Genomic DNA, 22707 nt, shown 5'->3' with positions numbered 1-22707 from the left:
TGGGATTCGCTGCGCTCTTCCCATCCTACGAGGGCCGGTCCGTAGGATGGGTAGAGCCTGGCGAAACCCATCGATATCCCCGGGCTGAAGCCCGGGCTACCTGCGATGTTTCACCCCGCGACAGCGGTAAATTCCATAAAGTTCCATGAAAATAAGCGAAGCGGCGGGCATCTCCGCCCTTCGTCGGTTTCTGTATCGATTCTTTGACAGGCCGTACCTCGCTTCCTATACCCAGAACCTTCCCATGGAATCCTGGTAAGGACGCACCGATGACCCCTTCCCCGAAACCGGTTGGCCTCAAGGCAGGCGCCTTTCCCCGTGCGCGGCTGGCCTGCGCGGTCACCCTGGCCCTTGGTGGGCTGGTGACTCCCGAAGCCTTCGCCGACGACTGCCCGACGCGGCTCAGCGGGCGCCTGGAAAGCCCCTGCACGGTGGCGGCCGGCAACGACCTGCAGGTCACCGGCAGCGGCAGCATCGAGGTGACGGAGGGCCCGGCGGTGCTGATCGACCATGCCGAGAACGGCGCCAGCACCCTGCGTAATAACGGCACGCTCTCGGCTGTGGGCGACCTGGACGGTAATGGCGCAACGGTGCGCCTGCAAGGCACCGAGGTGACCGGCAGCCTGCTCAACAACGCCAGCGGCGTGATCCGCTTCGAAGGGCAGATGGTGAACGGCGGCGATGCCGCGTTGCGCCTCGATGGCAGCACGTTGCATGGGGCCATCGCCAACTCCGGATTGATAGAAGGGCAGGAGCCGGCCGACGGCCTCTACCTCAGCGACAGCCGGGTCGACGGTGCCCTGCGCAACAGCGGGACCATCCTCGGCGCCACCGGCGTGCGCCTGGTGAACAGTAGCCTCGGCGGCGATATCCGCAACAGCGGCACCATCACCGGGTGGGTCAACGGCATGAATATCGCCGGCAGCGACATCCTCGGCAGCATCCGCAACTACGGCACCCTGGAAGGCACCGACGGCTGGGGCCTGTACGTCACCGACACGCGCGTCGGCCTCGATGTGGTGAACACCGGCAGCATCGGTGCCGGGTCCTTCCCCTTCGGTGGCGTGCGCCTGGCCGACACCGATATCGCCGGCTACCTGATCAACGCCGGCGATATCGACACCGGCTCCCTCGGCACCGGCCTGGTGATGCTGCGCGGCAGCATCGGCCATGACCTGAACAACCGCGAGCGCATCGCCGGCAACAACGGCATGAGCGTCAACTTCGTCACCCTCGGCGGCGACATCCGCAACAGCGGCACCATCGAGGGCCGTTTCAACCCGGATGGCGGCGGCTTCGGCTGGAACTCCACCGGCACCACCGTCCACGGCAAGGTGGTCAACAGCGGCACGGTCAAGGCGGCGACCACGGCGGTGAACTTCGACGACGTGCAACTGGACGGCGGCTTCTACAACAGCGGGCGCATCGAAGGCGGCACCGGGCTGGTGCTCGACGGCAGCACCCTGATCGGTGGCGGGCTGACCAACAGCGGCGTGCTCCAGGGCGACGACTACGCGTTGCGGGTAGGAGACGAGGCGACCCTCGACGACCTCTACATCGCCGGGCAGAACAGCGCCCGGTTCATCGGCGAGGTGTTCGCGCCACGCACCCGGGTGACGCTGTTCAGCAACGCCGGCTACACCCTGCAGGACGGCAACCTGTTCACGGTCGATGAGTTCGTCAACCGCGGCACCCTCGCGGTGGCCGCCACCAACGCCGCCGGCGCCTCGGCCAAGGCCACCATCTATGGCAACTACCGTCAGGCGGCCGGCGCGGTGATGCGCACCCAGGTGCAGGACACCACCCACTACGGGCAACTGGTGGTCACCGGCACCGCCACGCTGCCTAGCCAGGCGCGCTTCGACCTGGACGTGGCCAACCCCGGCCAGGCCTTCGATGTCGACCGCCTGCAGGACGTGCTCAGCGCTGGCACCCTGCAGTCCGACGGCACCTTCAACGTCACCAGCAACTCGGCGCTGTTCGACTTCGGCGCGGTGAAGGACGGCAACACCGTCGACCTGACCCTCGCCGCCAAGTCCGCCGATGGCGTCGCCACGGCCGCTCGCAGCGCCGGACTGGATGCTGGCGGTGCCGCCCAGGTGATCGACCAGCAACTCGCCCGGGGCAGCGCCAGCGCCTTCACCCCCTACTTCGTCAGCGCCACCAGCACGGCCGAGGTGGCCAGCAGCCTGGCGCAGACCCTGCCGATGAACAGCGACGCCCTGCGCAGCAGCCAGTTCGCCCTGGCCGCCATCGGTGATGCGGTGCAGGGGCGCCTGCAGTCCGCCACCGGGCAGCTGACGGCGGACGGGCTGGCTGTACCCGGCGATTCGGTCTGGAGCCAACCCTTCAGCTACCGCACCGGTCGCGCCGACGGCAGCGCCCTCGATGCTGCCAGCGGCACGGTATTCGGCTTCGACACCCGCACCTCGGCCAGCTCGCGGGCGGGCGTGGCCTTCGCCTATGCCGATGGCGGCACCGGCCGCAGCGAGCAGGGCGGCCAGCAGAGCAACCGCCTGGGCATGTGGCAGTTCCTCGGCTACAGCAGCCACACCCTGGCCCCGGACACTGAGCTGATGCTCTACGCCGGCGCCGGGCAGAACCGCGTGGAGGGTGAGCGCGGCATGGCCATCTCCGGGCTGCGCGGCACCGCCAAGGCCGACTACGACAGCCTGGTGACCACGGTCGGCACCAGCCTCGGCAAGGCCTTCCAGCTCGGCGAGGACTCGCGGTTGCTGCCCTCGCTGCGCCTGGACTACAACCACATCCACGAGGACGCCTACCGCGAGCGCGGCCCCGGCAGCCTGGCGCCGTTGTTGCTGGAGGTGGACGCGCGGGACACCGACCAGTTGATCGCCGGCTTCGACGGCAAGCTGGAACACGCCATCGCCCCCAACCTGCGGCTCAAGGCCAGCCTGGGCGTGGGCTACGACCTGATCAACGAGGACGGCGCCCTCACCGCGGCCTTCGCCGGTGCGCCGGGCCAGCGCTTCACCACCACGGGCGAGGCGCCCAGCCCCTGGCTGCTGCGCAGTGGCTTCGGCATCGCCCGGCAGTTCGACAACGGCGCCGAGCTGTCCCTGGACTACAGCGCCCAGGCGCGCGGTGACTATGACGATCAGGCGGCGTCACTGCGGGTGAACATGCCGTTCTGAAAAGTGCCTGTGCTCGACGACTTTTCGTATAAAGCCTAGAGCGCGGTCAGGGGTGGTCCGGCTCGTCGAGAAACTCGGTGGCGTCGCTGCCGTCGGCGTTGAGCTGGAAGATGCGCGCCGGGCGCCCTTGCTCGTCGAAGAACACCTGGCCAAGGCCGGCTGAATTCCACAGGCGCTCGCCCGCCTTGCTGTGGGCCGGGGTGCGCGGCACCACCTGCATGCGCCGGCGCTTGGTGAACCAGTTGAGCGGCGAATGGGGCGAATAGAGCCAGCGGTTGAGGCGGTCGAAGACATCCAGCAGGCGCCGGGGGAATTCGTTCTTCACGCCGCTGCTGGTGATCTGCCAGATGCGCGGGCCCTGCTTGCGATGGCGGATCAGCACCTCGTAGACGAAGGAGTAGTGCACGTCCCCGGAGAGGATCACGTAGCTGCCCGGCGTGCGCGAGTGGCGGAAGATGTTGAGGATCACCTGGGCCGCGCCGCGATGGGCCATCCAGTTCTCCGCGTCCACCAGCAAGGGGTGGCCGAACCAACTGAAGACCTTCTGCACCGCCTCGATCAGCTTCACGCCGAACACCGGCGCGGGCGAGACGATGATGGCCGAAGGGTGGTCGAGCAGCTCGTGCTGCAGCTCGCTCAGGGCTTCCCAATCCAGCAGGCCGGAAGGGCGCTTGAGGTTCACCTCGCTGCGCCAGCGACGGGTGCGGGTGTCCAGTACCAGCAGGGCGGGCGTGGTGGGCAGGCTGTACTGCCAGTGATTGAAGGCCAGCAACTCGTCGATCAGGCCATCCAGCGCCGGGCTGTCGAAGTGGCTGTCCGCCTGCGCGCTGGCGGTGAGCGCCTGGATCTTCTCCAGCAGCGTGGTGAAGGCGTCCGGGTCATTGCCCCAGCCCTGGCAGAGCAGGTAGGCGAGCAGGGCGTTGCCGATGATGCGCTTGGAGAAGGGGTGGCCGTAGGCGGTCTGCTCCCACTGGGCGGAGAGGTTCCAGTCGTCGGTGATGTCGTGGTCGTCGAAGATCATCAGCGTCGGCAGGTGGGCGAACACCCGCGCCGCGCCCGGCAGGCTCTCGCGGAAGGCCTCCAGGCGCTGGCGTTCCAGCTGGTAGCGCTCGACCTTGTCCACCGGCAGCGACGGCATCTCGGTCTCCAGCAATGTCCAGGGCAGCGGCGACCACACCAGCAGGTACATGGCCAGCACCTCGGCCAGGGTCACCAGGTGGTTGTCGGCGTTGCTGCTGGTGAAGATGGGCTTCTTCGCGCCCCCGAAGAAGCGCTCGCGCAGCGTTTCGTTGCTCTCCAGCGCCGGCAACAGGTCGGCGCGCCGGTAGTAGCTGGCGGGGTGCTGGTACAGGGCCTGGCTGTCGTCGACCACGGCACCGTCCAGACGCTCGTCGAACAGCCCGAGGCAGGCGATCAGCTGGTGGATGGCGCGCAGCATCGGCCCGGCCACATCGTCGGCGTAGACCTGGTCACCACTGAGCATCAGCAGCGCCGGGCGCTGTTCCGGCGCGGGTTGCGCGGCCAGCAGGCGGTCCGCGCAGAGCAGGCCCTCCGCCGCCGGGTGATGGGGCTTGCGGCAGGAGCCATGGAGCAACTGGTCGATGCGCGAGCGCAGCACGAAGCCCGGCTGCTGCGCCTCGCCATAGAGCAGGTGCGGCGCCCACTGGGCGATGCCCTGGTCGTCGAAGCGCAGGTCGTAGTCGATCTGCCGGTCGCAGGGCAGGGGTGCATCCAGGCGCAGGTCGATCAGGTGCAGGAAGGCATGCCGCCCCAGCTGCACCACCTGGCAGGCCTCGCCATCGAGGCGGTGATCGCGGGTTTCACCCTCGATGCTCAGCCGCAGACTCAGCGCCAGCTCGCGGCTGGCTACCAGCCACAGCACCACGCGCTGCGCCTCCAGCCGCCGCAGCATGGGGCCGGCAAGAACGGGCGGAAGGTGGTCGGGCGTGGCGAGCTGGGGTGCGGGCATCGGGGCGAAGGGTATCGGGCGGACAAGCGCGGAAGAATAACGCGACTGGCCAGGGTGGCTGAACAGCAAGGGCGATTGTTCTGTTAGCGGGCGTGACAGGGTTCAGTCCAGCCGGATACGCCCATCGCGAATGAATTCGCTCCCACGGGGAGGGGCGCGCTTCGCGCGCCTTGGGCGAATGAATTCGCCCCTACAGGGGCCCGTATCAGCGCTCGCGCACGATGGCTTTGATTTCCTTCGATGGGACCTGCACCTGGCGCTGCTTGCCGTCCTGTTCGATGAGGAAGCTGTAGGTCTCGCCCAAGCCCCAGATCACATGGACGTCCTTCAGGCTGCAACTCGACCCCAACCCCAGCCAGGCGGGCATCTCGCCTTTGCAGTAGTCCGGTTTGAATAGCACGCTCTGGGCCTGGTAGTTGCCCAGGCCGAGTTGCTGCATGACGCGGTCGGGGAGACCGGCGAGGATGCCGCTGTAGAAAGCAATGATCAGGGCGAAGAACAAGGAGAAAGGCGCGGTGAATTTGAGGCCGCCAATGCTGGTTATCGAGCAGACGGCGGCAACGATGCAGCACCCCAGAGGAATGAGATAGATGGCCAGCAGCTTGAGGAAATCACCGTCCAATCCATTTATGAAGTCCTTCGTATCTGCGAGCAACGAGAATGCCAGCCCATTGACCACCATTACGGGTACCCAAGCATTGAACAGATAACGGAAGAAAGTGAATTTGGGCAGCTTGAGCTGCAGTTGGATGACGAGCCCTATTACGAGTACAACGAGAAGGCTTCCCAGAATGAGACTGATCAGGTACATGCCTGGAAACTGAATTGCGATGGATGAAAGAAGCAGAGAGCAAAGGCTGTAAGGCAGCAGGAAGAGCAGCCCCAGCATCCAGAGCGCATGACGATCGGAGTTCTCTTCGGGAAGCCACTTCTTGATTCCTTCGCGAATAACCGAAGTGTTCATAAATCCATGAAATATCCACTGCCCCGGCAGTAACAAGGCTAGAAAAATGAAACCGATGATCGCAAAACCGACGCCACTGGCGCTGAGCAGCAGGGATGAAAACTGCAACAGGTCGAAACTGGGATAAAAATGGTTGGCGTGGAAATAGAGCAGGAAGAGTGAGAAGCCGATCACCGGCGGCGCGAACTTGGCGAGTTGGGGCGCGATGGGCTTCAGGAGCACATAAGCCTTATCTAGAAGCATCTCCATGTGATCGTCCGATGCAGGGCGATCGCTCCACTTTTCCATGAGTCTTCCTTGAGCTGGGGAATGGGGTGCCCGGCATGGTACGGAGCTGTTCCGGCACTGTCATCCCAGTCCGTAGGGCGGGTGAAACCCGCAAATGCCGTGCATCGCAGATGTCGGGTTGTACCCGACCTACATGCCCCACGGGAGCCACTCCTTGTTCAAACCGCCTTGACGATCTGCTCCCGCAGCCACTGGTGCGCGGGGTCGCGGTGGGAGCGTTCGTGCCAGAGCATGGCCATCTCGTAGCCGGGGACCTCCAGCGGGGCGTCGACCACCTGCAGGGTGCTGCTGTTGCCCACCAGGCGTTCGGGGAGCATGGCCACCAGGTCGGTGCTTTCCAATACCGAGCGCAGGAACAGGAAGTGCGGCACCGAGAGCACCACGCGGCGCGCCAGGCCATGCTGGGCGAGGGCGTCGTCGGTGACGCCGGAGAAGCCGCCGCCATCGGGGGAGACGATCACCTGGTCGAGGGTGCAGAACTGCTTCAGCGTCGGGCGTCGCTTCAGGCGCGGGTGGCCGGCGCGGCCGGCGAGCACGTAGCGCTCGGCGAACAGGGTGCGGCGGCGCAGGTTGAGGGGCGAGCCTTCGACGGTGTGGAAGGCGAGGTCGATGTCGCCGATTTCCGCCTGCCTGGCGATGCGTGAGGGTGCCATCTCGATCACGGCGATGCGGGTGCCGGGGGCGGCGGCGCGCAGGCCGGCGAGGGCGGGCAGGAGGATGGCCGATTCGCCGTAGTCGGTAGCGGCGACGCGCCAGGTGTCACGGGCCTGGGCCGGGTCGAAGGGGCTGGCCGGGGCCACGGCGCGCTCCAGTGCTTCCAGGGCCTGGCGCAAGGGCTCGCGCAGTTCCTCGGCGCGGGCGGTGGGGCGCATGCCGCGTGGGCCGGGCAGCAGCAGCGGGTCGTCGAAGATCTCCCGCAGCTTGGCCAGGTGCACGCTCACCGAGGGCTGGGAAAAATTCAGGCGCTCGGCGGCGCGGGTGACGTTGTGCTCGGCGAGCAGCACGTCGAGGGTCACCAGGAGGTTGAGGTCCAGACGCCTGAGATTATTCATTCATATACCTGGAATATGGGTTATCCATTTCCAATATACCTGGCGGACCACCATCCTGCGCTCATCCCGTTATGGAGGTTTGCCATGAATGTCCTGATCGTTTTCGCCCACCCCGAACCCCGCTCGCTGAACGGCGCGCTGAAGGATTTCACCGTGCAGCGCCTTGAGGCCGCCGGCCATGCGGTGCAGGTGTCCGACCTGTACGCAATGGGATGGAAGGCGCCCATCGATGCCGGCGACAGCCTGGATCGCGACCCCGAGGCACGTTTCGATGCATCGCAGGATTCCAGGCGCGCCTTCGCCAGCGGCCGGCAGAGCGCGGACATCGCCGCCGAGCAGGACAAGCTGCGCTGGGCCGATGCGCTGATTTTGCAGTTCCCGCTCTGGTGGTTCTCGATGCCGGCGATCCTCAAGGGCTGGGTCGACCGGGTGTACGCCTACGGCTTCGCCTATGGCGTGGGCGAGCATTCGGACGTGCGCTGGGGCAACCGCTACGGCGAGGGGTCGATGGCGGGCAAGCGGGCGATGCTGCTGGTGACCACCGGCGGCTGGGATTCCCACTACAGCGAGCGCGGCATCAACGGCCCGATGGACGACCTGCTGTTCCCCATCCAGCACGGCATCCTGCATTACCCCGGCTTCGACGTGCTGCCGCCCTTCGTGGTGCACCGCACCAGCCGGGTCGACGCGACCCGCTTCGCCAGCATCCAGCAGGAACTGGGGCTGCGCCTGGACGATCTTTGGACCACCACGCCCATCGCCTATCGCCAGCAGAACGGCGGGGACTACGAGATTCCCGCGCTGACCTTGAAGCCCGACGTGGCACCGGGGGAGGTGGGGTTCGCGGCGCATGTGAAGCGGTAGGCCAGGTGGGGCGAGGTTGATCGGCAGCAACGGTGGACGCCATGCCGGCCCTTCGCGAATGAATTCGCTCCCACAGAAATACGGAGGGCAGAAACGACGACGGGAGCGCTGGGCTCCCGTCGTTTGGATCAATGGGCCTGGTTGAGGGTCAGGCGCATGTGGCGGTTCACATCCTTGTACAGCAGGTAGCGGAAGCGACCCGGGCCACCGGAGTAGCAGGCCTGCGGGCAGAAGGCGCGCAGCCACATGAAGTCACCGGCTTCCACCTCGACCCAGTCCTGGTTCAGGCGGTAGACGGCCTTGCCTTCCAGCACGTACAGGCCGTGCTCCATCACGTGGGTTTCGGCGAAGGGGATCACGCCGCCCGGCTCGAAGTTGACGATGTTCACGTGCATGTCATGGCGCATGTCGGCCATGTCGACGAAGCGGGTGGTGCTCCAGCGGCCTTCGGTGTCCGGCATCACGCGCGGCTCGATGTCCTGCTCGTTGGTGACGAAGGCTTCCGGCAGCGGTACGCCGTCGACCTTCTGGTAGTGCTTGCGGATCCAGTGGAAGCGGGTGTGCTGGCCGCTGGTGTTGCGCACCTTGTAGTCGGCGCCCGGCGGAATGAAGGCATAGCCGCCCGGTTGCATGCTGTGCACCTGGCCTTGCAGGGTCAGGGTCAGTTCGCCTTCGACGATGAACAGCACCGCTTCGGCGTTGGGGTCCTGCTCGGGCTTGTCGCTGCCGCCCTGGGGGGCCAGCTCGACGATGTACTGGGAGAAGGTCTCGGCGAAGCCGGACAGCGGGCGGGCGATGACCCACATGCGCATGTTGTCCCAGAAGGGCAGGTGGCTGGTGACGATGTCACGCATCACGCCCTTGGGGATCACGGCATAGGCTTCGGTGAACATGGCGCGGTCGGTGAGCAGCTCGGTCTGTGCCGGGTGCCCGCCGTGCGGCGCGTAATAGGTGGATTTGGCCATGGGGTATTTCCTCATTGTTGTCTTGCTGCCCGGCGCGTGCGGCGCCGCGGTGAGCAATGGTGCGGAGCGGCGCGCCCGTTGGAGCGCTGGCCGTCGCTGGAGAGCACGATATCCAGCGATATGTCCATGCACAAATTAAATGTTGGAATCCGCTGTATTCGGTTTTCGAATGCGAGGCGGATGCCTGTCAGCCTTTCGTATCCTGCGCCAGAACCCGTGAAAGTACTTGGGCCAGTTCCTTCACCATCGGGTCCGCCGCCGGGCGGTGCAGCAGCGCCACTTCGAAGGCATCCACCGAGGGTAGCCCAGCTTTCTTCGCCAGCACGGCGTGATCCGCCGTCACCGCCCGCTGAGGCAGCAGGCCAATGCCCATGCCGTCGGCGATGGCCGACTGGATGCCGGACAGGCTCGAACTGGTGAAGCTGATGTGCCAGCGCCGGCCCACCGCCTCCAGCGCCGCGATCATCTCGTCGCGGTACACCCCGCGCGGCGGGAAGGTGACGATGGGCAGCGGGTCGAGGTCGATGCAGGGGTTCCTGGCGCTGTCTACCCAGCGCGTCTTCTCCGGCCAGCAGGCCACCGCCTCGCGGGCGTTCTGCCGCTGCTTGAGCAGCACCAGGTCCAGCTCGCCACGGTCGTAGCTGGCGGAGAGGTCGCGGCTCAGCCCGCTGGTCACCTCCAGCTTCACCTGGGGGTAATGGCGGTTGAATGCCGCCAGTTGCTCGGTGGTGCGCCCGGTGGCGAAGTCGTCCGGCACGCCGATGCGCACCGTCAGCGCCACCGTCGCCCCGGACAGTGCCTCCTGCAACTCGTCGTTCAGCGCCAGCATGCGCCGCGCATAGCCGAGCAGCGTCTCGCCAGCGTCGGTGGGCAGCACGTCGCGGTTGCCGCGTTCCAGCAGGCGGTGCCCGGCCATCTCTTCCAGGCGGCGGATCTTCTGGCTGACGGTGGACTGGGTGGAGTTCAGCCGGCTGGCCGCCGTGGTGAAGCTGCCGCAATCGGCCACCGCGACCATGGCGCGGAGCAGGTCGAGCTCGAACACGCGGCTATTCGATCGGTCACTGTGGTCCATGGGGGTATTCATCTTTCAAATGGGGATGAGTGCTTGTAGCAGCAAGGAGGGAGAGGGGGCAATATCGTTCGGATTGACGCCACCCCCCGGCGCTCTCTAGGCTCGCGCACTCTCTGGAATTCAAGGATGGTTCCCATGCGTAAAGCGGTGCTTGCCTTCATTGCCCTGTGCTGCCTGTCGGCCTGCCAGAGTCCCGCTCCAGGCACGCCCCCACTTTTTGAAACCGAGGAGCAGCGCTACGTCTGGCAAATGCAGGACAGCCTGCGCAAGCTCGGGTTGGCTGCTGCAGACGGGATGCCGGTGGGGAGTGTCCAGTTGGTGCTGCTTGTTGAATCGCGTGGTGGACTCGTCAGTTGCCAAGCCAGGCCACTTTCGAAGCCGATAGCGGAATCGCCTCCTTTCAACCCCAGGCTGGCAAAGCAGCTGTCTGCGATGTGCTGGGATGTGATCTTGCCTCCGACTCCCCTCTCGATACGTCCTGACGATGGGCCGGCCACCATCCATGCCCCCATGTTCTTCCGGACCGTTTCACTCGATCAGCTCAAAGCACAAATGCGCTACACCGAGCGTTTCGCGCAGGACAACTACCTGTGGCACACGGTGTTCAAGGAGGAGGCGATCGATGCTGTCGGGCGTGCGTTCTTTCTCATCACCCCGGATGCGGCAGGCCAGCGGCAGACGTGCCGAGTCACGCTGGGGCCCCACCCAAACCAACCCTACGCATTCCATCCCGATGAAGCGCTCCGCCAGCGCCTCGAACAACGCTGCGCGGCGCTCAAGCCTCACGACATGCCCTTCTATCCGTCGCCGGAGGCGGGACCCAACTACACCGTCGAGGTCCGCTACATGCCGTGGAAGAAGAACATGACCAAGCGCTGGGGTGCCTGAACGGAACGACGAGGCACTGCGCCGCCCCTTGACCAGCAGGGCGCTCAGGCCTGGCCAGGGTGGCGTTGGGCCTCGCTGCGCTCGGCGCCAACCTACGGTGCAGCGTTGATTGACGGCCCGAGTTGGGCCACAGCAGAATCCGCCATCCCCTGTCGGTCATAAGCGCATCTGACGCGGGCTCAACCGATGGGACAGCCGATTTCAAGGAGGAAGTCATGGAAGCAACCGAAGCGCGGTTACGCGAGACCTACAGCGGCCGGCGGACCGAGATCCTGATCGACCTGCTGGCCGAGGGCGGCCTGACCGAGGTGGCCGAGCGGGTCGTTCGCGAGGTGCTGATCGAGCGCGAGGCGAGCCTGGGCGAACGCGTGGTGCCGCAACCGGCCCGTGTCCCCGCTGCGGCCCGGCGTGAGGAACTCGACCAGCGACTCGCCCCGCTCTGGGCACGGTTCGTGGCCTCGCAGATCGACTTCTGGGGCGCGCTGCTGGTGCTGGGCCTGATCAGCTTCATCATCGATTTTGTGTTCTTCCGGCCGGCCACCAGCCCGGACATTTTCGGCAAGGTCTGCATGCTGCTGCTGTTCGCCTACCTGCTGTTCAAGGACGGGTTCAACGGGCAGGGCATCGGCAAGCGCCTGCTGAAGATCCGCGTCGTTGACAGCGAGACCGGTGCCCCCTGCGAACTGCACAAATCCTGCCTGCGCGGGCTGGTGAGCCTGCTGGGGATCTTCGATGTGCTCTTCATCTTCGGGCAGCGCCGCCAGCGCCTTGGCGACCATGCGGCGAGGACCCTTGTGATCAGGGCTTGATCCGATCATTCAGCGTCATGAAAAAGGGAGTCATGATGAACCCTCAGTCGCCTTACTCGCCGCCCCAGTCATCCCTCGCTCAGCAGAGTGGGGGCGTTTGGGTTGGAAAACTCCTGAAAGTGAACAACAACGCCGCACTGCCCTGCGTGTGCATCAGCTGTGCGGCGGACACGGGGCTTGAGGCGGTTTCGACCCGGATCAACTACGTGAGCCCTTTGACGTTCCTGTGGCTGCTGCTCAGCCCCCTGGCGCTGATTGCGGCCTATTTCATATCCCGGAAGCGGCTGGATATTTCGTACAGCCAGTGCACGAGCTGCTTGAAGAAGAAAACGTTCTGGACCTGGGTGTTGAGAGCGACCCTGATGGTCTTCGTGCTGGCACTCGTTCTGCGAATAAGCGCGACTACAGGGCAATTCAATTTGCCGCTCTCGGGTCTGATATTCGGTTCGCTCCTATTCGCACTGTTCGCGGTAACGATGAAGGACATGCGGAAGATTGCCGTGGAGCGAGTGGAGGGCGATGCCTTCTACCTGAAAGGCTTCAAGGACGTGGTCAGGGCAAAGCTCGCCTCTGCCTGACTTGAATCCTCTCGTATCTCTTATCTGTCTGGTCAGGCGCCATGCCCGAGCCCCGCATCCTCTCGATCCTCCTGCACGTCGGTGACTGGCGTGCAGCCACCGACTGGTACCAGCGCGCCTTTCCCGAGGCGAAGCGCGTGTCGCCATCGACGGATGACTACGGGCACCTGGAGATGGGCGGCGTGGTGCTGGAGATCGTCAACGCCGACGACAAGGTCGCCAGCGGCGCGGCGGGCACCGTCGTCTATTGGGCGGTGGATGATCTGGATGCCGAAGTGCTGCGCTTGGGCCAACTGGGCGCGCCGTTGTACCGAGGGCTATTGGCACTGGGGGATGGCGACCGCATCTGCCAGGTGCGTGACCCTTGGGGTAATTGCATCGGGTTGCGGCAGCGGGGCTGTATTCGCGGCTCTCACTAAGCCGCGCCGTTACGTCACGTGCGGGGGCCTAGGTCGGTAATCGGCCTGAGGCCGGGAATGTCCCTGTCGTCATCCTCCACCCCCATCGCGAAGCCCCATTGGCCGGCTTGCCGCAACGTCAGCCCGTATGGGGTCGTCTGGTTTGCCGAGAAGGCGCCAGGAGGCGTCAGCAGCCTGCTCGCGGAGCGACCTATCCATTTACCTCGGATTCGTTCATCGGCGAAGCAGATGTCCGGTACGTCCTCACTCTCCTTCAGGTTTCGTTCGAGGTGGCCGTGCGAGCGGTTGATTCTCGGCACAACCCGCAGCATCAGCACGTAGGCGTAACCCAGTTGGCCAGCGAGGTTCCTGCTCAGCGCATGGTCGTAGTCGACCTTCCAGGGGCAGGGGGCGAAACCAGGCCGGCTGTGCGGCGGTATCCCCTGTAGTCCGGCCTCACGTACAGCAGTGACAGGACCCCTTTCCGCACCACGAAGGCGTTTCGGGTGTGGATACGGCCTATCTGGTAGGCGGTACCACCCAGTTTCTTCGCGATGAGTTCAATGGACTTGCCGGCGATGGGGATGGCCTGGATTTGCAGGCCCTGCACGCGTTGACCCACGTATCGCCAGGTACCTCTTCCGATGATCTTCTCCAGGTTCAGCATGGGGGACCTCCCTTGAATGCAGGGGCAAGTGATATGTCGCGGGTACGACAGGGTCTTGTCTGATGCCGAGCGTGAAATGGCTCATGCCTTTTCGCGTGTTTTAGTTGGCGAATCCAGCCCTGGAGGAAATCTCCAATAAGCGGAATGCCTGGATCAATGACGAATTCTTTTTCCGGTTCTTGGATGGCGTCGATTCTGGCGTAAGCCTTTTCTTCTGGCGCTTGCTTCAAGCCCCATCCCACAGCAGCCCAGAGCTGCTCCTGATTTTTCAAGCGAGAAGAGCCGCCTTTTCCCGCAATGGACTTTCATTTGGGGGATGACAATGATTGCTATTCAGTATTCCTCGGGGGATCTTCTGAATGGACGTGGTAACGGTTTCTCTCGGTTTCAAATCAATGCTGTTGAACAGCCTGCTGATCGCTGTATTGCCAGTGGCGGTGATGCTCGGTGCAGATCTGTTGATCAGCAAGAGCATCAGCTTGAAGAGTGTTCTGGTGGGGGGCGTTCTCTACGCGTTGCTGCAGGGCTATCTGGTCTTCCAGGCTGGGGGCAAGGTGTATGTGAATAAGGGGGTACTTCATGTGCGGTCAGGGTTCTACAGCGCTTCGTGGCCAATTGAGGGACTCAAGGTTCAGACAATAGACAGGGAGGCAATGGATCGCAGCGTCCGATTGAATGGCATCGCGACTTATGGCTTTCGCGCGGGTTGGTTCAGGCTTGAAGGACGCAAGGTTTTCTTCCTGACCACGGGCGAGCGGAAGGCCTGCATACAGGAGAAGGGAACGACGGTCCTCTGTGTGGACAGCGATGTCGCTGCCTCTTTGAAAGCACTTGCTTCCTGACTGCCCACGGAAGCGACGCCTATCAGTCCTGAACTGAGGGCGTCGCTTCGTTTGGCAGATGCAGTTCATTGTGAAGGTCCCTTGAACTACTCTTCGCCGCTAGATTTCTCCTGGCGCAAGTTTCATGAGCACCCACCGTTTCACCCTGGTCATGCCGGCCTCCGCCGACGCCACCTTCGAAGCCTTCCATAACCATCGCGTGCGGTTGCAGTGGGACACGTTGCTGGCCGTCGCGCATATGGAAACGGGCGATAGTCATCCTTCCATCGGCGCGGTTTCCTTCAACCGGGGCAAAGGCTGGAAGCGCCTGTTGGCGATGCGTACCCGCTTCGTGAACTACCAGCCGGGCAAGGTGGCGGCAGCCATGCTGGTGGCGCCGACGGGGCTGTTCGAGTCGTGGGCGGCGTCGATGCGTCACCGCGATATCGAAGCGGGGCGCTCCGAGCTGATCTACAGCTTCAGCCTGACGCTGCGGCCGCGTTGGCTGGGCGTGCTGCTCGACCCATTGGCCAACCACCTGTTTGCCTGGGAGGCACGCAGGCGTTTTGCGGCGCTGGCGGTGTTCCTGGCGAGAAAGTAGGGGCGATTCACGCGGCTAGGGCACGACGGAGCAGCTGGAAGACAACGCATCTCTTGCTGTCGGCATCGGTGGCGAAGGAGTTCACGAGTGCCGCCTGGGTCGTGAACCGCTCATTTTACAGAGGGTTGAATCCGCTAGATGACCTTCACCGCCCGACCAATGAACTGAACGGGCCCCATCGGCCGGCCCGTGGTGGAGCCACCCGGGTTTTCCAGGGTCAGCTCGAACAACTGGCTGGGCTCCAGCGGCGGCAATTGGTCCAGGGGCACGCTGAGTTGCGCGCCAGGCTTGACCAAGCCGAGGGATACCGGCGCTTGCCAGCCCTCCGCCTTGGTCCAGAACTGCAGCACTTTGTCGCCCGGAACCTCGCTACGCCCGAGCGGGATCAGCTGGACCCGGCGGCTGTCACTGGCCTGCACCACCCAGCCGGGGGTCTGGTCGGTGGGGGCCACCAACACCACCATGTAGGTGATGCGCGGTGCGCTGGTGGTCAGCAGCATCGTGGCCAGCACCAGGCTTGCGGCCAGCCCGGCGCCCGCCAGGCCCCGCCATACGCCCAAGCGCCGATGCCAGGGGACGGCCACCTGCCGCGGTGCCTTGGCGTCGCCATCGAGCTGCGCGTCCAGGGTGCGGGATACCCGGCTCCACAGGCGTGGGCTGGGGGTTTTCGGCTCGACGGTCGCGGTCAGCTCCAGCAGGCGGTTTTCCCAGGCAGCCACGGCTGAACGCAGATCGGCGTCGTGCTTGAGGCGTTCATGCACGGCATGCCATTGGCTGGCCGGCAGGCTGCCCAGTACGTATTCCCCGGCGAGGGTGTCCAGGTCTTCGGGGCCGGTGCCATTGTGCTCGGTGTTCATGCCATGCACTCCCGCAGTGACGCCAGGCTGCGCTTGATCCACGCCTTGATCGTGCCCAAGGGCGCGCCGAGCAGGGCGGCGATTTCGGCATGCGTGCAGCCGTCGACGTAGGCATGCAGGATGCAGCGCCGCCGCGCCGGCTCCAGCTGCTCCAGGCATTGATGAATTCTGGCTGAACCGTGCGCCGCCAGGCTGTCGTCCACCTCCGCGACCTGCGCGTGCAGCACCGCCGCGCCTGCATCATCCAGGGGCGCCTCCCGGGCACCATCGCGGACATGGTTCAGCGCCAGGTTCCGCGTGATGCTGTAGATCCAGCCGCGCGCGGAGCCACGCGCCGGGTCGAAGCTGGCAGCGCGCGTCCAGATACGGATGAAGGCATCGTGCACGATGTCTTCGGCCAGGGCGTCGTCCCGCACGATGCGGCGAGCCACGCCGAGCAGCTGCGCACCTTCCTGATCGTAGAGCGCCTGCAAAGCCGGCCGCTCACCTCGGGCGCAGGCGTCGAGATGGCTCTGGTAATCGAAGGCACTGACAGGCTGATCCACTTTCTGCGCTCGAGGGTGCCCCGGCCCGTCTGGCCGGGGTGTGTCGTTGAGCGTAGCCGACGGCTCGCCTCGCGCCTGCCCGGGCGAGCTCAGTTGGCCCCCCAGAATAGGTAGTCGGCCTGGTACTTGACGACCTGCCGCTGCCCCTTGTTCTCGGCGGCGCAGGTATCGCTGGGCGCGACGCCACCCCGGGTCGCCAGGCGCTGCACGAAGCTGACGCCGCTCATGGCGCCCTTGCCCTCGGCGGGGTTGGCCTTGACCAACTGGTACGGGATATCGCCCGTGCCGGCCGGCGCGACGGCCACCTGCGTTCCGGTGATCTTCGACCCGTCACGGGCCTGCCAGGTGGCCGGCGGCCCGAAGTAGTCCCCTACCGGTTTTCCGGCCCGGTCATTGAGCACGGCCTTGGGGCCGACGAAGAACCACTCGGTCTGGCCTGGCGCCCCCGCCTTGTCGCGGCATTCGTAGGTGATTTCGCCCACGCCGACGGTTTCGAGCAGGACCTTGTGGCCCTCGGGCACCTTCACGGCGTCGGGCACGGCCGCCTGGGCATTGAGGCTTTGCAGGGCGAGGCACAGGACGAGGCCGCTGAGCAGGCCACTGGCAGGTTTTACGTTCATGGGGCGATCTCCTGATAGGTAATCGAAGAGGCAGATTCGGGCTGCCCATCAGTACTACCCGCCAGGCATCGTTATGGATGCAGGACTCGACAATTTTTTTTTCGAACGGAGGGGGACGTTGGCCCAAGGTCCCCACGGCAGCCATGGGCAGCGCTGCCGTGGGGTGTGGGTTCAGGCGTCGTCGGCGCCGCGATAGCGGGGGTAGGGCAGGCCGTTCCAGGTGCGGTTGGCCAGGCGGTTGGCGTCCACCGCCGCCGGGATGTCGTCGAGCAGCGCACGGGCGGCGCTCAGTTCCTGCTGCACCTCCGCCTGGCCCTGGTACATGAACTCATCGGACGCGAGCTCCGGCGCCTGGCTGAATTTCTCGTCCAGGTCATCGAGCAGGCGCCGCTGCTGCCGGTGCAGGGCGTCGCGCGCGTCCTCCACCCAGGCCGGCTGCAGGCTGCGGTTGTGGTCCAGCAGGGCGCTGTACTCGCGGTAGATGCCGTCGTAGACATCGCCTGTGTGGCTGCGCGCCTCGTGGCAGGCCAGTTCCAGGTCGCGCACCGTGAGGGCGTCCGCTTCCAGGGGCTGCTGGCGCGGTGCGCCGCCCAGGCGGGTGAAGCGGGTGTAGAAGGGAAACAGGCTCTGGATCACCTTGGCCACGGGCAGGGTGCCTTCCCCGTCGTCCCCCAGCCCCTTCGGCTGGATGCCCTGCATGGCCGCCAGGGCCGACTCCGGGCGCACCACCTCCTTGGGTGGCACCAGGCCGTGGCGCAGCATCTCGCGGATGCCGGTGCCGGAAATGTTCAGCCGGTAGCGCTCGTCGTGGGGGCAGGTTTCGGTCGTGGCATGGCTGGCGCAGCGCACGCAGTAGAACACCTCGTGGAACAGGCGCACCTCGATGCCCAGCTCGTCCGGGGTGAACTGGTCGAAGATGCTGTGGCTGGCGTACTTGTCGTAGAAGCTGCCGATCCCCGCGTGGTCGCGGCCGATCAGCGCGTGGGTGCAGCCGTAGTTCTTCATGATCAGGGCGTGCAGCACCGTCTCCCGGGGGCCGGCGAAGATGTAGGTGACCCGCAGCGGCGAGAGCATGGCGCGGTCCTTCGGGTAGTAGGTCTCCAGCACGTTGCGGTAGGCCTGCATGCGGTATTCGTGGCGCACGTATTCACGCTTGGCCATCTCCACCAACGGTTGCAGCAGCAGGCCGTCGATGCCTTCCAGGGCGTTGCGGTGGATGTATTCGTGGCCGCGGTGCAGCGGGTTGGCGCCGGTGATGAAGCCGGCCACGGAGCGGAAGCCGCGTTCCTCGTAGAAGCGCTTCCAGGTATCCCGGGGCTCCAGGCGCAATGATTCGAAGGGGCCCCAGTCGACCCGTTGCAGCAGCTGCAGCGGGCCGCCCAGGGCCACGTCGCCCATGCGCCGGTGGATGGCGTCCACCCCGGGGTGGTTGCGGTCGGTGGTGCCGAACAGCTGGCGGGCGCGTTCTTCCTTGTCGTAATCGAAGATGTCGTCGATGGCGAGGATGGCCACCGGCTCGTTGCGCTCGTCGATCAGGGCCACTTCATCGCCCAGCGCCAGGGCGGCGATCACCTCGCGGTTGCGCTCGCCCACCGGTGCGAAGCTCAGCGGCACCGGCCACACCACGCCGTTGGCCAGCCGGCCACTGCCCAGCACCGACAGGTAGTCGGCCTGGTTCATGAAGCCCTTGTTGGGCGAGAGCACGCCGGTGGTGATCATCTCGATGGTGATCACCGCCTCCAGGTCGATGCGGATCGACGGCAAGGCGCGTGCACGCGCTATTTCTGCCCGTACCTGGTCGGCGGGCACCACCTGGTTGACCAGGGTTCCACCGTGGGGCTGCTGGGGGTAGCGATCGAAGGCGAGTTCCATGTTTCCTCCTGCTCGGCTCTGGCCCCGCTCGCTGGTCGCCTGACCGTCGAACGGGTCGCACTGTGCCGTCTTGTTATGGGTAGGACATGGCCGGTCACTGCGGCCGTCCGGCCTGCCTGTGGGCGCACCGGACTGGCTGAACGGTATTGGCGAGGGGCGGCGGCGGACAAGGTCGTTGCCCTGTGGGGAAAGTCTGGAAGTTTCGAGCGGGCCGTCTGCCGGGCGGGCGGTGTGCCTGGCCAGCAGCCGGAAGAGGGCGGTGAGCCCGGTCGATTACGGCGATGCCCCTTCGCAGTTATCGAGCTTGTCCTGCGTCTTCAATTCCGTTTCGATCCCCAGGCGATACCGGCAGTAGTCGATCACCTCCTGCCGCTCCTGCGCGCTCAGCCGGCTGAGGGGCTTGCTGTCGGCATCGGTGGCGAAGGGGTTCACGAATGCCACCTGGAAGGAGGGCTGCCGCTTGATGAAGAAGACCAGGCGGTTGTCCTCGGCGAAGCGCGTCTTGTAGACGCCGGTGGTGAGCCAGGCAACCAGAAGCGTGGCGGTCATCAGGCTGAGCGCGAGTATTTTCGGCCAACGCCGGGTCCTGTTTTCCACATGCATTCCTTGGCGATGAATCGGGGAGCGGGATAGTACGAAGCGGCGATGGGCACGTCATCAGCCGGGGCGCTGGGCAGGGGCGAAGGTGCCTTGGGCACGTTGCGACTTAGGTCGTCATCCCTCTTGCCCCCGTCACCTTCCTTGGTATTGCCATCCCGCGAATTCCTTGACCCGCCGCTCCGCGCATCCCGATTCTTCCGCCGGCAAGACGCGCCTTAAAACAATAACGATGCCCACTGCGGCAACGGAACAAGGAGTTCTGTGATGCTTGGTTACTACGCGCCATACAGCCGGGAATACCTCGCCACGCTGATGACCGTGACGACGCTGTTCTTCGCTCTGCCCATCTTCGTGGCCCCCATCGCCTGGGCCCGGCTCATGCGCTGGAGGATTCCCGAGCACCAGCACCTGGCGATCTACTTCGGCCGCTGCCTGGGGGCGTTCATCCTGATCATCGAGCTGGCCATGCTGCGTTCCGTCACCACGGGCACCGGGTACAGCTATGCCTTCGACCTGCTGTTCCTGGTGTTCACGCTGATGTTCGGGGTGCATGTGTACGGCGCGATCCGGCGCATCCAACCGATCACCGAGACGCTGGAGATCGGCTTCTGGATGATTCTCTTCGGGCTCAACGTGCTGTTCTATCCGGCCACGGCCATCACGCTCTGAGGGGCGGTGGATGAGGGCTGGAATCTCCAGCCCTCGGCCGTGCTAGCCGATCACATGGGGCGGCCGGGGCAGCAGGCGCGGGCAGTCCTCAAAGGGCAGCCAGACCACGTCCTGCCAATGCAGCACCTGCAACTCCTGCCCCATCCATTGCGCCACCGAACGCACGGGCCAGTGACCGACCTGGGGCTGTTCGGCGCGCAGGCAGGGGATCACCTGCTGGGTGATCCATTGGCGGATGCAGCGGTTTTCCGGGTGGTAGTAGTGGATCAGCGCGGCATAGGCACCGGACTCGCTGACCAGCCATTCGCACTTGAAGTCGCCATGGCCGTTGCGCATCCAGGCGATCTGCATCTGGTCGTCATCCAGGTTGTGCGGCAGGCGCTCGGCCAGGGGCGGGTGGTTCATCAGCCGAGCCAGGTCGGTGACGGCGAACCAGGGTTGGTCTTCCAGCAGCACGGCGCGCAGCAGGCGCTTGTGGCGGGTGAAGAGGGTGGGGATGAGGATTTCTTGATCGGGGTGTGGGGCCTTGCAATGTTGAGTGTTGGGCATATCAGGCATCTCTAGATATACCGCTGCTTTCGGGAGCAGTTGTGCCGCTACGTGAAGCGTTCTTAAGCGCTGGGACGGGAGGCTATGGGCAACCCCGGAAACTGGCAATGCAGTTACCGAGTGAGAAATGGCTGATCGGCCAGGCAGAAGCGTGAAGGCAGCGTAGGGTGGATGACGCTCTTTTCATCCACCAGGCGAGGCCCATCCCAGCCTCATTCTCCCCGCCGTGCATGGCCGTGTTTCACCGGGTTGATGTGGATGTAGTCGAAGTGCTGTAGGTAATCGAGGTCGTCGCGCATGCGGTCGCGGGTGGAAGAGCTGGTGGATGAGAAGAGCGTCATCCACCCTACACATGCCTGGAATTCCTACATTGCCTTTGTGGTGTCGGGATGTGAGCCATAAGCCATCTTCCCGATGTTCATCTGGCGGGGTTTTGTTTTTCTTCGCTACCCCGAAAATCCGTATCAGCGGCGTAGGGTGGATGACGACCAGGCAAGGCCCATCCCACCCTCATTCTCCCCAGCGGATAGCGTCGTCCACCAAGCCATCGCCGGCCCAATCTGCCGGGTAGATGCCATCCCGCACCGCCCGGTGAAAACTCGAATACGGCCAATCCCGCACCCGCCGCACATGGCCGTGTTTCACCGGGTTGATGTGGATGTAGTCGAAGTGCCGTTGGTAATCGAGGTCGTCGCGGATCAGGTGTTCCCAATAGCGGCGTTGCCAGATGCCGCGTTCGCCCCGGGTGCGTTGAGCCTCGGTGCGGGATTCGGTGTCGGCCAGGCGTTTGGAAAAGGCGAATTTGATCGAGCGCCAGCGCATGGCGAAGTCGTCGTCGCCCGGCGGCAGGGTCCAGAGGCAGTGCATGTGTTCGGGGAGCACGACCCAGGCATCGATATGGAAGGGGCGGCGGTGTTTGACCGCTTGTACCACGGTGCGCAGCAGGTGGATTTCGCGGACCAGCAGGTCGCTGTGCCGGTTACGCAGGTTGACGGTGAAGAAGTAGGTGCCCCCGCGCATCCGGGCGCGACGGTAGTTGGACATGACCCCTCCTTGAGCCATTGGTGTTGCGGGTGGAAGAGCTGGTGGATGAGAAGAGCGTCATCCACCCTACACGCGATGCCCACGCTCCGAAGTCTGGCTGCGCCTCCTTGCTAGTCGGCCAAAGCAGTTCCACCTGCTACGAATGTGGACTTTTACTTCGATGTATCTAGGTAGGGGCCGATCGTACCGAATGGGTAGGAACCCATGCCGACCTGCATCGGAGTGCCCAGGCCTGTAGAGCCAACCAACATAATGCTGTCGGTCACGATGTTTTGCCCGGGAGTGCGGTTGTCGGCGGCGACAATCAGGTAATAGGTGCCATTTTTTGGAACGGTACTCGAGAGAGCCTGATTGATTACGCCCACTGAGCCGGTTATCTGTCCGAAACCCTCCGCAATGACGATGCCTTGCTGGTCTACGAGCAGCAGGTAAGGCGTAAGGGCATATTTGTTGAATCCCAGGCATGCGTTCACACACCATGAGTTCACGGCGATCTGGTTGGAAGTACCTTGCTTCAGCTCGACCGAGAACACGCGAAAGTTCGCAATCGTGTTGCCGATCTTCAAGCGTGGCTCGTTCGCGGTGATCTTCCACTGTGGGAACGGCCAACTGGGGTTTATGGGCAACGGCTCTGCCTGCAGGAGGCGTATGGCTTCGGCCGGATGCTCGGCGAGGGGAGTGGGGCTGGTGACAACTTGCTCCTGATAGAGCGCTTTCGGATTGGCTGAGCAAGCTGCCAACGCCATAGAGAGGATGATGAGGAGTGTTCTGCGCACTGGTAATTCCTGCAAAGCCGCTTGAATAAAAAACCCCGCACAAGGCGGGGTTTTGTCTTTCTTCGCTACCCCGAAAATCCGTAT

Annotated in this window: 24 protein-coding genes; 9 read left to right on the top strand and 15 right to left on the bottom strand. The window is 64.6% G+C overall.

Translation table 11 applies throughout. The features are described 5' to 3' along the window. Nucleotides 1-269 precede the first annotated feature (269 nt). Nucleotides 270-3155 (top strand): autotransporter outer membrane beta-barrel domain-containing protein, encoded by a 2886-nt coding sequence (locus PI990_RS23235; protein WP_271658620.1) that lies wholly within the window; start codon nucleotides 270-272, stop codon nucleotides 3153-3155. Nucleotides 3156-3201: 46 nt separating this feature from the next. On the opposite strand, the gene PI990_RS23230 is transcribed toward PI990_RS23235, so the two are convergent. From PI990_RS23230 to PI990_RS23220, 3 genes are all read right to left on the bottom strand, one after another. Further along, complete coding sequence (locus PI990_RS23230) at nucleotides 3202-5124, bottom strand: alkaline phosphatase D family protein (RefSeq protein ID WP_271658619.1); 1923 nt, start codon at nucleotides 5122-5124, stop codon at nucleotides 3202-3204. A gap of 205 nt (nucleotides 5125-5329) precedes the next feature. Continuing rightward, nucleotides 5330-6376 carry a hypothetical protein gene (locus tag PI990_RS23225; RefSeq protein ID WP_271658618.1) on the bottom strand — a complete coding sequence of 349 codons (1047 nt, stop codon included), beginning with the start codon at nucleotides 6374-6376 and terminating at the stop codon, nucleotides 5330-5332. A 158-nt stretch (nucleotides 6377-6534) separates the two neighbouring features. Continuing rightward, nucleotides 6535-7428, bottom strand: a complete 894-nt coding sequence (locus tag PI990_RS23220) for a LysR family transcriptional regulator (RefSeq protein ID WP_271658617.1) — start codon at nucleotides 7426-7428, stop codon at nucleotides 6535-6537. An 84-nt stretch (nucleotides 7429-7512) separates the two neighbouring features. Here PI990_RS23220 and PI990_RS23215 point away from each other — a divergent pair, with 84 nt between their 5' ends. Then, nucleotides 7513-8292, top strand: a complete 780-nt coding sequence (locus PI990_RS23215; protein ID WP_271658616.1) for an NAD(P)H-dependent oxidoreductase — start codon at nucleotides 7513-7515, stop codon at nucleotides 8290-8292. Nucleotides 8293-8420: 128 nt separating this feature from the next. Here PI990_RS23215 and PI990_RS23210 read toward each other — a convergent pair whose 3' ends face one another. Together PI990_RS23210 and PI990_RS23205 are read right to left on the bottom strand one after the other, a co-directional pair. After that, nucleotides 8421-9257 (bottom strand): bifunctional allantoicase/(S)-ureidoglycine aminohydrolase, encoded by an 837-nt coding sequence (locus PI990_RS23210; RefSeq protein ID WP_184487839.1) that lies wholly within the window; start codon nucleotides 9255-9257, stop codon nucleotides 8421-8423. Nucleotides 9258-9444: 187 nt separating this feature from the next. Continuing rightward, entirely contained in the window at nucleotides 9445-10329 is an 885-nt protein-coding gene (locus tag PI990_RS23205; protein WP_271658615.1) for a LysR substrate-binding domain-containing protein, read from the bottom strand. 135 nt (nucleotides 10330-10464) lie between these two features. On the opposite strand from PI990_RS23205, the gene PI990_RS23200 reads away from it, so the two are divergent. From PI990_RS23200 to PI990_RS23185, 4 genes are all read left to right on the top strand, one after another. Continuing rightward, nucleotides 10465-11217, top strand: a complete 753-nt coding sequence (locus PI990_RS23200) for a hypothetical protein (RefSeq protein WP_271658614.1) — start codon at nucleotides 10465-10467, stop codon at nucleotides 11215-11217. Between the two features lie 215 nt (nucleotides 11218-11432). Next, entirely contained in the window at nucleotides 11433-12026 is a 594-nt protein-coding gene (locus PI990_RS23195) for an RDD family protein (RefSeq protein WP_271658613.1), read from the top strand. 119 nt (nucleotides 12027-12145) lie between these two features. Further along, complete coding sequence (locus PI990_RS23190; protein ID WP_271658612.1) at nucleotides 12146-12604, top strand: hypothetical protein; 459 nt, start codon at nucleotides 12146-12148, stop codon at nucleotides 12602-12604. A gap of 41 nt (nucleotides 12605-12645) precedes the next feature. After that, the gene (locus tag PI990_RS23185) at nucleotides 12646-13023 is read left to right on the top strand and encodes a VOC family protein (RefSeq protein ID WP_271658611.1); all 378 of its coding nucleotides are present in this window, start codon (nucleotides 12646-12648) and stop codon (nucleotides 13021-13023) included. Between the two features lie 352 nt (nucleotides 13024-13375). On the opposite strand, the gene PI990_RS23180 is transcribed toward PI990_RS23185, so the two are convergent. Continuing rightward, nucleotides 13376-13669 carry a hypothetical protein gene (locus PI990_RS23180; RefSeq protein WP_271658610.1) on the bottom strand — a complete coding sequence of 98 codons (294 nt, stop codon included), beginning with the start codon at nucleotides 13667-13669 and terminating at the stop codon, nucleotides 13376-13378. A 359-nt stretch (nucleotides 13670-14028) separates the two neighbouring features. Between PI990_RS23180 and PI990_RS23175 the strand changes: the two genes are divergently transcribed. Further along, entirely contained in the window at nucleotides 14029-14511 is a 483-nt protein-coding gene (locus PI990_RS23175) for a hypothetical protein (protein ID WP_271658609.1), read from the top strand. A 124-nt stretch (nucleotides 14512-14635) separates the two neighbouring features. Continuing rightward, nucleotides 14636-15091, top strand: coding sequence for a hypothetical protein (locus PI990_RS23170; RefSeq protein ID WP_271658608.1), 456 nt, complete (start codon nucleotides 14636-14638; stop codon nucleotides 15089-15091). A 134-nt stretch (nucleotides 15092-15225) separates the two neighbouring features. On the opposite strand, the gene PI990_RS23165 is transcribed toward PI990_RS23170, so the two are convergent. The 5 genes from PI990_RS23165 to PI990_RS23145 form a co-directional block, all read right to left on the bottom strand. Next, nucleotides 15226-15948, bottom strand: a complete 723-nt coding sequence (locus tag PI990_RS23165) for an anti-sigma factor (protein WP_271658607.1) — start codon at nucleotides 15946-15948, stop codon at nucleotides 15226-15228. Then, nucleotides 15945-16493, bottom strand: a complete 549-nt coding sequence (locus PI990_RS23160) for a sigma-70 family RNA polymerase sigma factor (RefSeq protein ID WP_271658606.1) — start codon at nucleotides 16491-16493, stop codon at nucleotides 15945-15947. The genes PI990_RS23165 and PI990_RS23160 overlap by 4 nt, the downstream gene beginning before the upstream one ends. A gap of 89 nt (nucleotides 16494-16582) precedes the next feature. Continuing rightward, nucleotides 16583-17113, bottom strand: a complete 531-nt coding sequence (locus PI990_RS23155) for a DUF3455 domain-containing protein (RefSeq protein ID WP_271658605.1) — start codon at nucleotides 17111-17113, stop codon at nucleotides 16583-16585. Between the two features lie 171 nt (nucleotides 17114-17284). Continuing rightward, entirely contained in the window at nucleotides 17285-18985 is a 1701-nt protein-coding gene (locus PI990_RS23150; protein ID WP_271658604.1) for a sulfate adenylyltransferase, read from the bottom strand. Nucleotides 18986-19258: 273 nt separating this feature from the next. After that, nucleotides 19259-19588, bottom strand: coding sequence for a hypothetical protein (locus PI990_RS23145; protein ID WP_442969293.1), 330 nt, complete (start codon nucleotides 19586-19588; stop codon nucleotides 19259-19261). Between the two features lie 261 nt (nucleotides 19589-19849). Here PI990_RS23145 and PI990_RS23140 point away from each other — a divergent pair, with 261 nt between their 5' ends. Beyond that, nucleotides 19850-20254 carry a hypothetical protein gene (locus PI990_RS23140; protein WP_271658602.1) on the top strand — a complete coding sequence of 135 codons (405 nt, stop codon included), beginning with the start codon at nucleotides 19850-19852 and terminating at the stop codon, nucleotides 20252-20254. Nucleotides 20255-20296: 42 nt separating this feature from the next. Here the strand turns inward: PI990_RS23140 and PI990_RS23135 are convergent, their stop codons facing one another. From PI990_RS23135 to PI990_RS23120, 4 genes are all read right to left on the bottom strand, one after another. Next, on the bottom strand, nucleotides 20297-20803 hold the full coding sequence (locus PI990_RS23135) for a BRO-N domain-containing protein (RefSeq protein ID WP_271658601.1): 507 nt from the start codon (nucleotides 20801-20803) through the stop codon (nucleotides 20297-20299). A gap of 212 nt (nucleotides 20804-21015) precedes the next feature. Then, nucleotides 21016-21144 (bottom strand): hypothetical protein, encoded by a 129-nt coding sequence (locus PI990_RS23130; protein WP_271658600.1) that lies wholly within the window; start codon nucleotides 21142-21144, stop codon nucleotides 21016-21018. Nucleotides 21145-21313: 169 nt separating this feature from the next. Further along, the gene (locus tag PI990_RS23125) at nucleotides 21314-21847 is read right to left on the bottom strand and encodes an REP-associated tyrosine transposase (protein ID WP_271658599.1); all 534 of its coding nucleotides are present in this window, start codon (nucleotides 21845-21847) and stop codon (nucleotides 21314-21316) included. Between the two features lie 152 nt (nucleotides 21848-21999). Further along, nucleotides 22000-22623 carry a hypothetical protein gene (locus PI990_RS23120; RefSeq protein WP_271658598.1) on the bottom strand — a complete coding sequence of 208 codons (624 nt, stop codon included), beginning with the start codon at nucleotides 22621-22623 and terminating at the stop codon, nucleotides 22000-22002. Between the last annotated feature and the right edge of the window lie 84 nt (nucleotides 22624-22707).

The organism is Pseudomonas sp. TUM22785 (assembly GCF_028198105.1).
Classification (GTDB): Bacteria; Pseudomonadota; Gammaproteobacteria; order Pseudomonadales; family Pseudomonadaceae; genus Metapseudomonas; species Metapseudomonas solani.
The sequence above is the reverse complement of the archived record's forward strand: the minus strand, read 5'-3'. Positions and strand labels throughout refer to the sequence as shown.

Excerpts from the sequence above, each read along its gene's own strand:
- PI990_RS23235 (WP_271658620.1), top strand. The coding sequence starts at position 270 with ATGACCCCTTCCCCGAAACCGGTTGGCCTCAAGGCAGGCGCCTTTCCC.
- PI990_RS23230 (WP_271658619.1), bottom strand. The coding sequence starts at position 5,124 with ATGCCCGCACCCCAGCTCGCCACGCCCGACCACCTTCCGCCCGTTCTT.
- PI990_RS23225 (WP_271658618.1), bottom strand. The coding sequence starts at position 6,376 with ATGGAAAAGTGGAGCGATCGCCCTGCATCGGACGATCACATGGAGATG.
- PI990_RS23220 (WP_271658617.1), bottom strand. The coding sequence starts at position 7,428 with ATGAATAATCTCAGGCGTCTGGACCTCAACCTCCTGGTGACCCTCGAC.
- PI990_RS23215 (WP_271658616.1), top strand. The coding sequence starts at position 7,513 with ATGAATGTCCTGATCGTTTTCGCCCACCCCGAACCCCGCTCGCTGAAC.
- PI990_RS23210 (WP_184487839.1), bottom strand. The coding sequence starts at position 9,257 with ATGGCCAAATCCACCTATTACGCGCCGCACGGCGGGCACCCGGCACAG.
- PI990_RS23205 (WP_271658615.1), bottom strand. The coding sequence starts at position 10,329 with ATGGACCACAGTGACCGATCGAATAGCCGCGTGTTCGAGCTCGACCTG.
- PI990_RS23200 (WP_271658614.1), top strand. The coding sequence starts at position 10,465 with ATGCGTAAAGCGGTGCTTGCCTTCATTGCCCTGTGCTGCCTGTCGGCC.
- PI990_RS23195 (WP_271658613.1), top strand. The coding sequence starts at position 11,433 with ATGGAAGCAACCGAAGCGCGGTTACGCGAGACCTACAGCGGCCGGCGG.
- PI990_RS23185 (WP_271658611.1), top strand. The coding sequence starts at position 12,646 with ATGCCCGAGCCCCGCATCCTCTCGATCCTCCTGCACGTCGGTGACTGG.
- PI990_RS23180 (WP_271658610.1), bottom strand. The coding sequence starts at position 13,669 with ATGCTGAACCTGGAGAAGATCATCGGAAGAGGTACCTGGCGATACGTG.
- PI990_RS23175 (WP_271658609.1), top strand. The coding sequence starts at position 14,029 with ATGGACGTGGTAACGGTTTCTCTCGGTTTCAAATCAATGCTGTTGAAC.
- PI990_RS23170 (WP_271658608.1), top strand. The coding sequence starts at position 14,636 with ATGAGCACCCACCGTTTCACCCTGGTCATGCCGGCCTCCGCCGACGCC.
- PI990_RS23165 (WP_271658607.1), bottom strand. The coding sequence starts at position 15,948 with ATGAACACCGAGCACAATGGCACCGGCCCCGAAGACCTGGACACCCTC.
- PI990_RS23155 (WP_271658605.1), bottom strand. The coding sequence starts at position 17,113 with ATGAACGTAAAACCTGCCAGTGGCCTGCTCAGCGGCCTCGTCCTGTGC.
- PI990_RS23150 (WP_271658604.1), bottom strand. The coding sequence starts at position 18,985 with ATGGAACTCGCCTTCGATCGCTACCCCCAGCAGCCCCACGGTGGAACC.
- PI990_RS23145 (WP_442969293.1), bottom strand. The coding sequence starts at position 19,588 with ATGCATGTGGAAAACAGGACCCGGCGTTGGCCGAAAATACTCGCGCTC.
- PI990_RS23140 (WP_271658602.1), top strand. The coding sequence starts at position 19,850 with ATGCTTGGTTACTACGCGCCATACAGCCGGGAATACCTCGCCACGCTG.
- PI990_RS23135 (WP_271658601.1), bottom strand. The coding sequence starts at position 20,803 with ATGCCCAACACTCAACATTGCAAGGCCCCACACCCCGATCAAGAAATC.
- PI990_RS23130 (WP_271658600.1), bottom strand. The coding sequence starts at position 21,144 with ATGACGCTCTTCTCATCCACCAGCTCTTCCACCCGCGACCGCATGCGC.
- PI990_RS23125 (WP_271658599.1), bottom strand. The coding sequence starts at position 21,847 with ATGTCCAACTACCGTCGCGCCCGGATGCGCGGGGGCACCTACTTCTTC.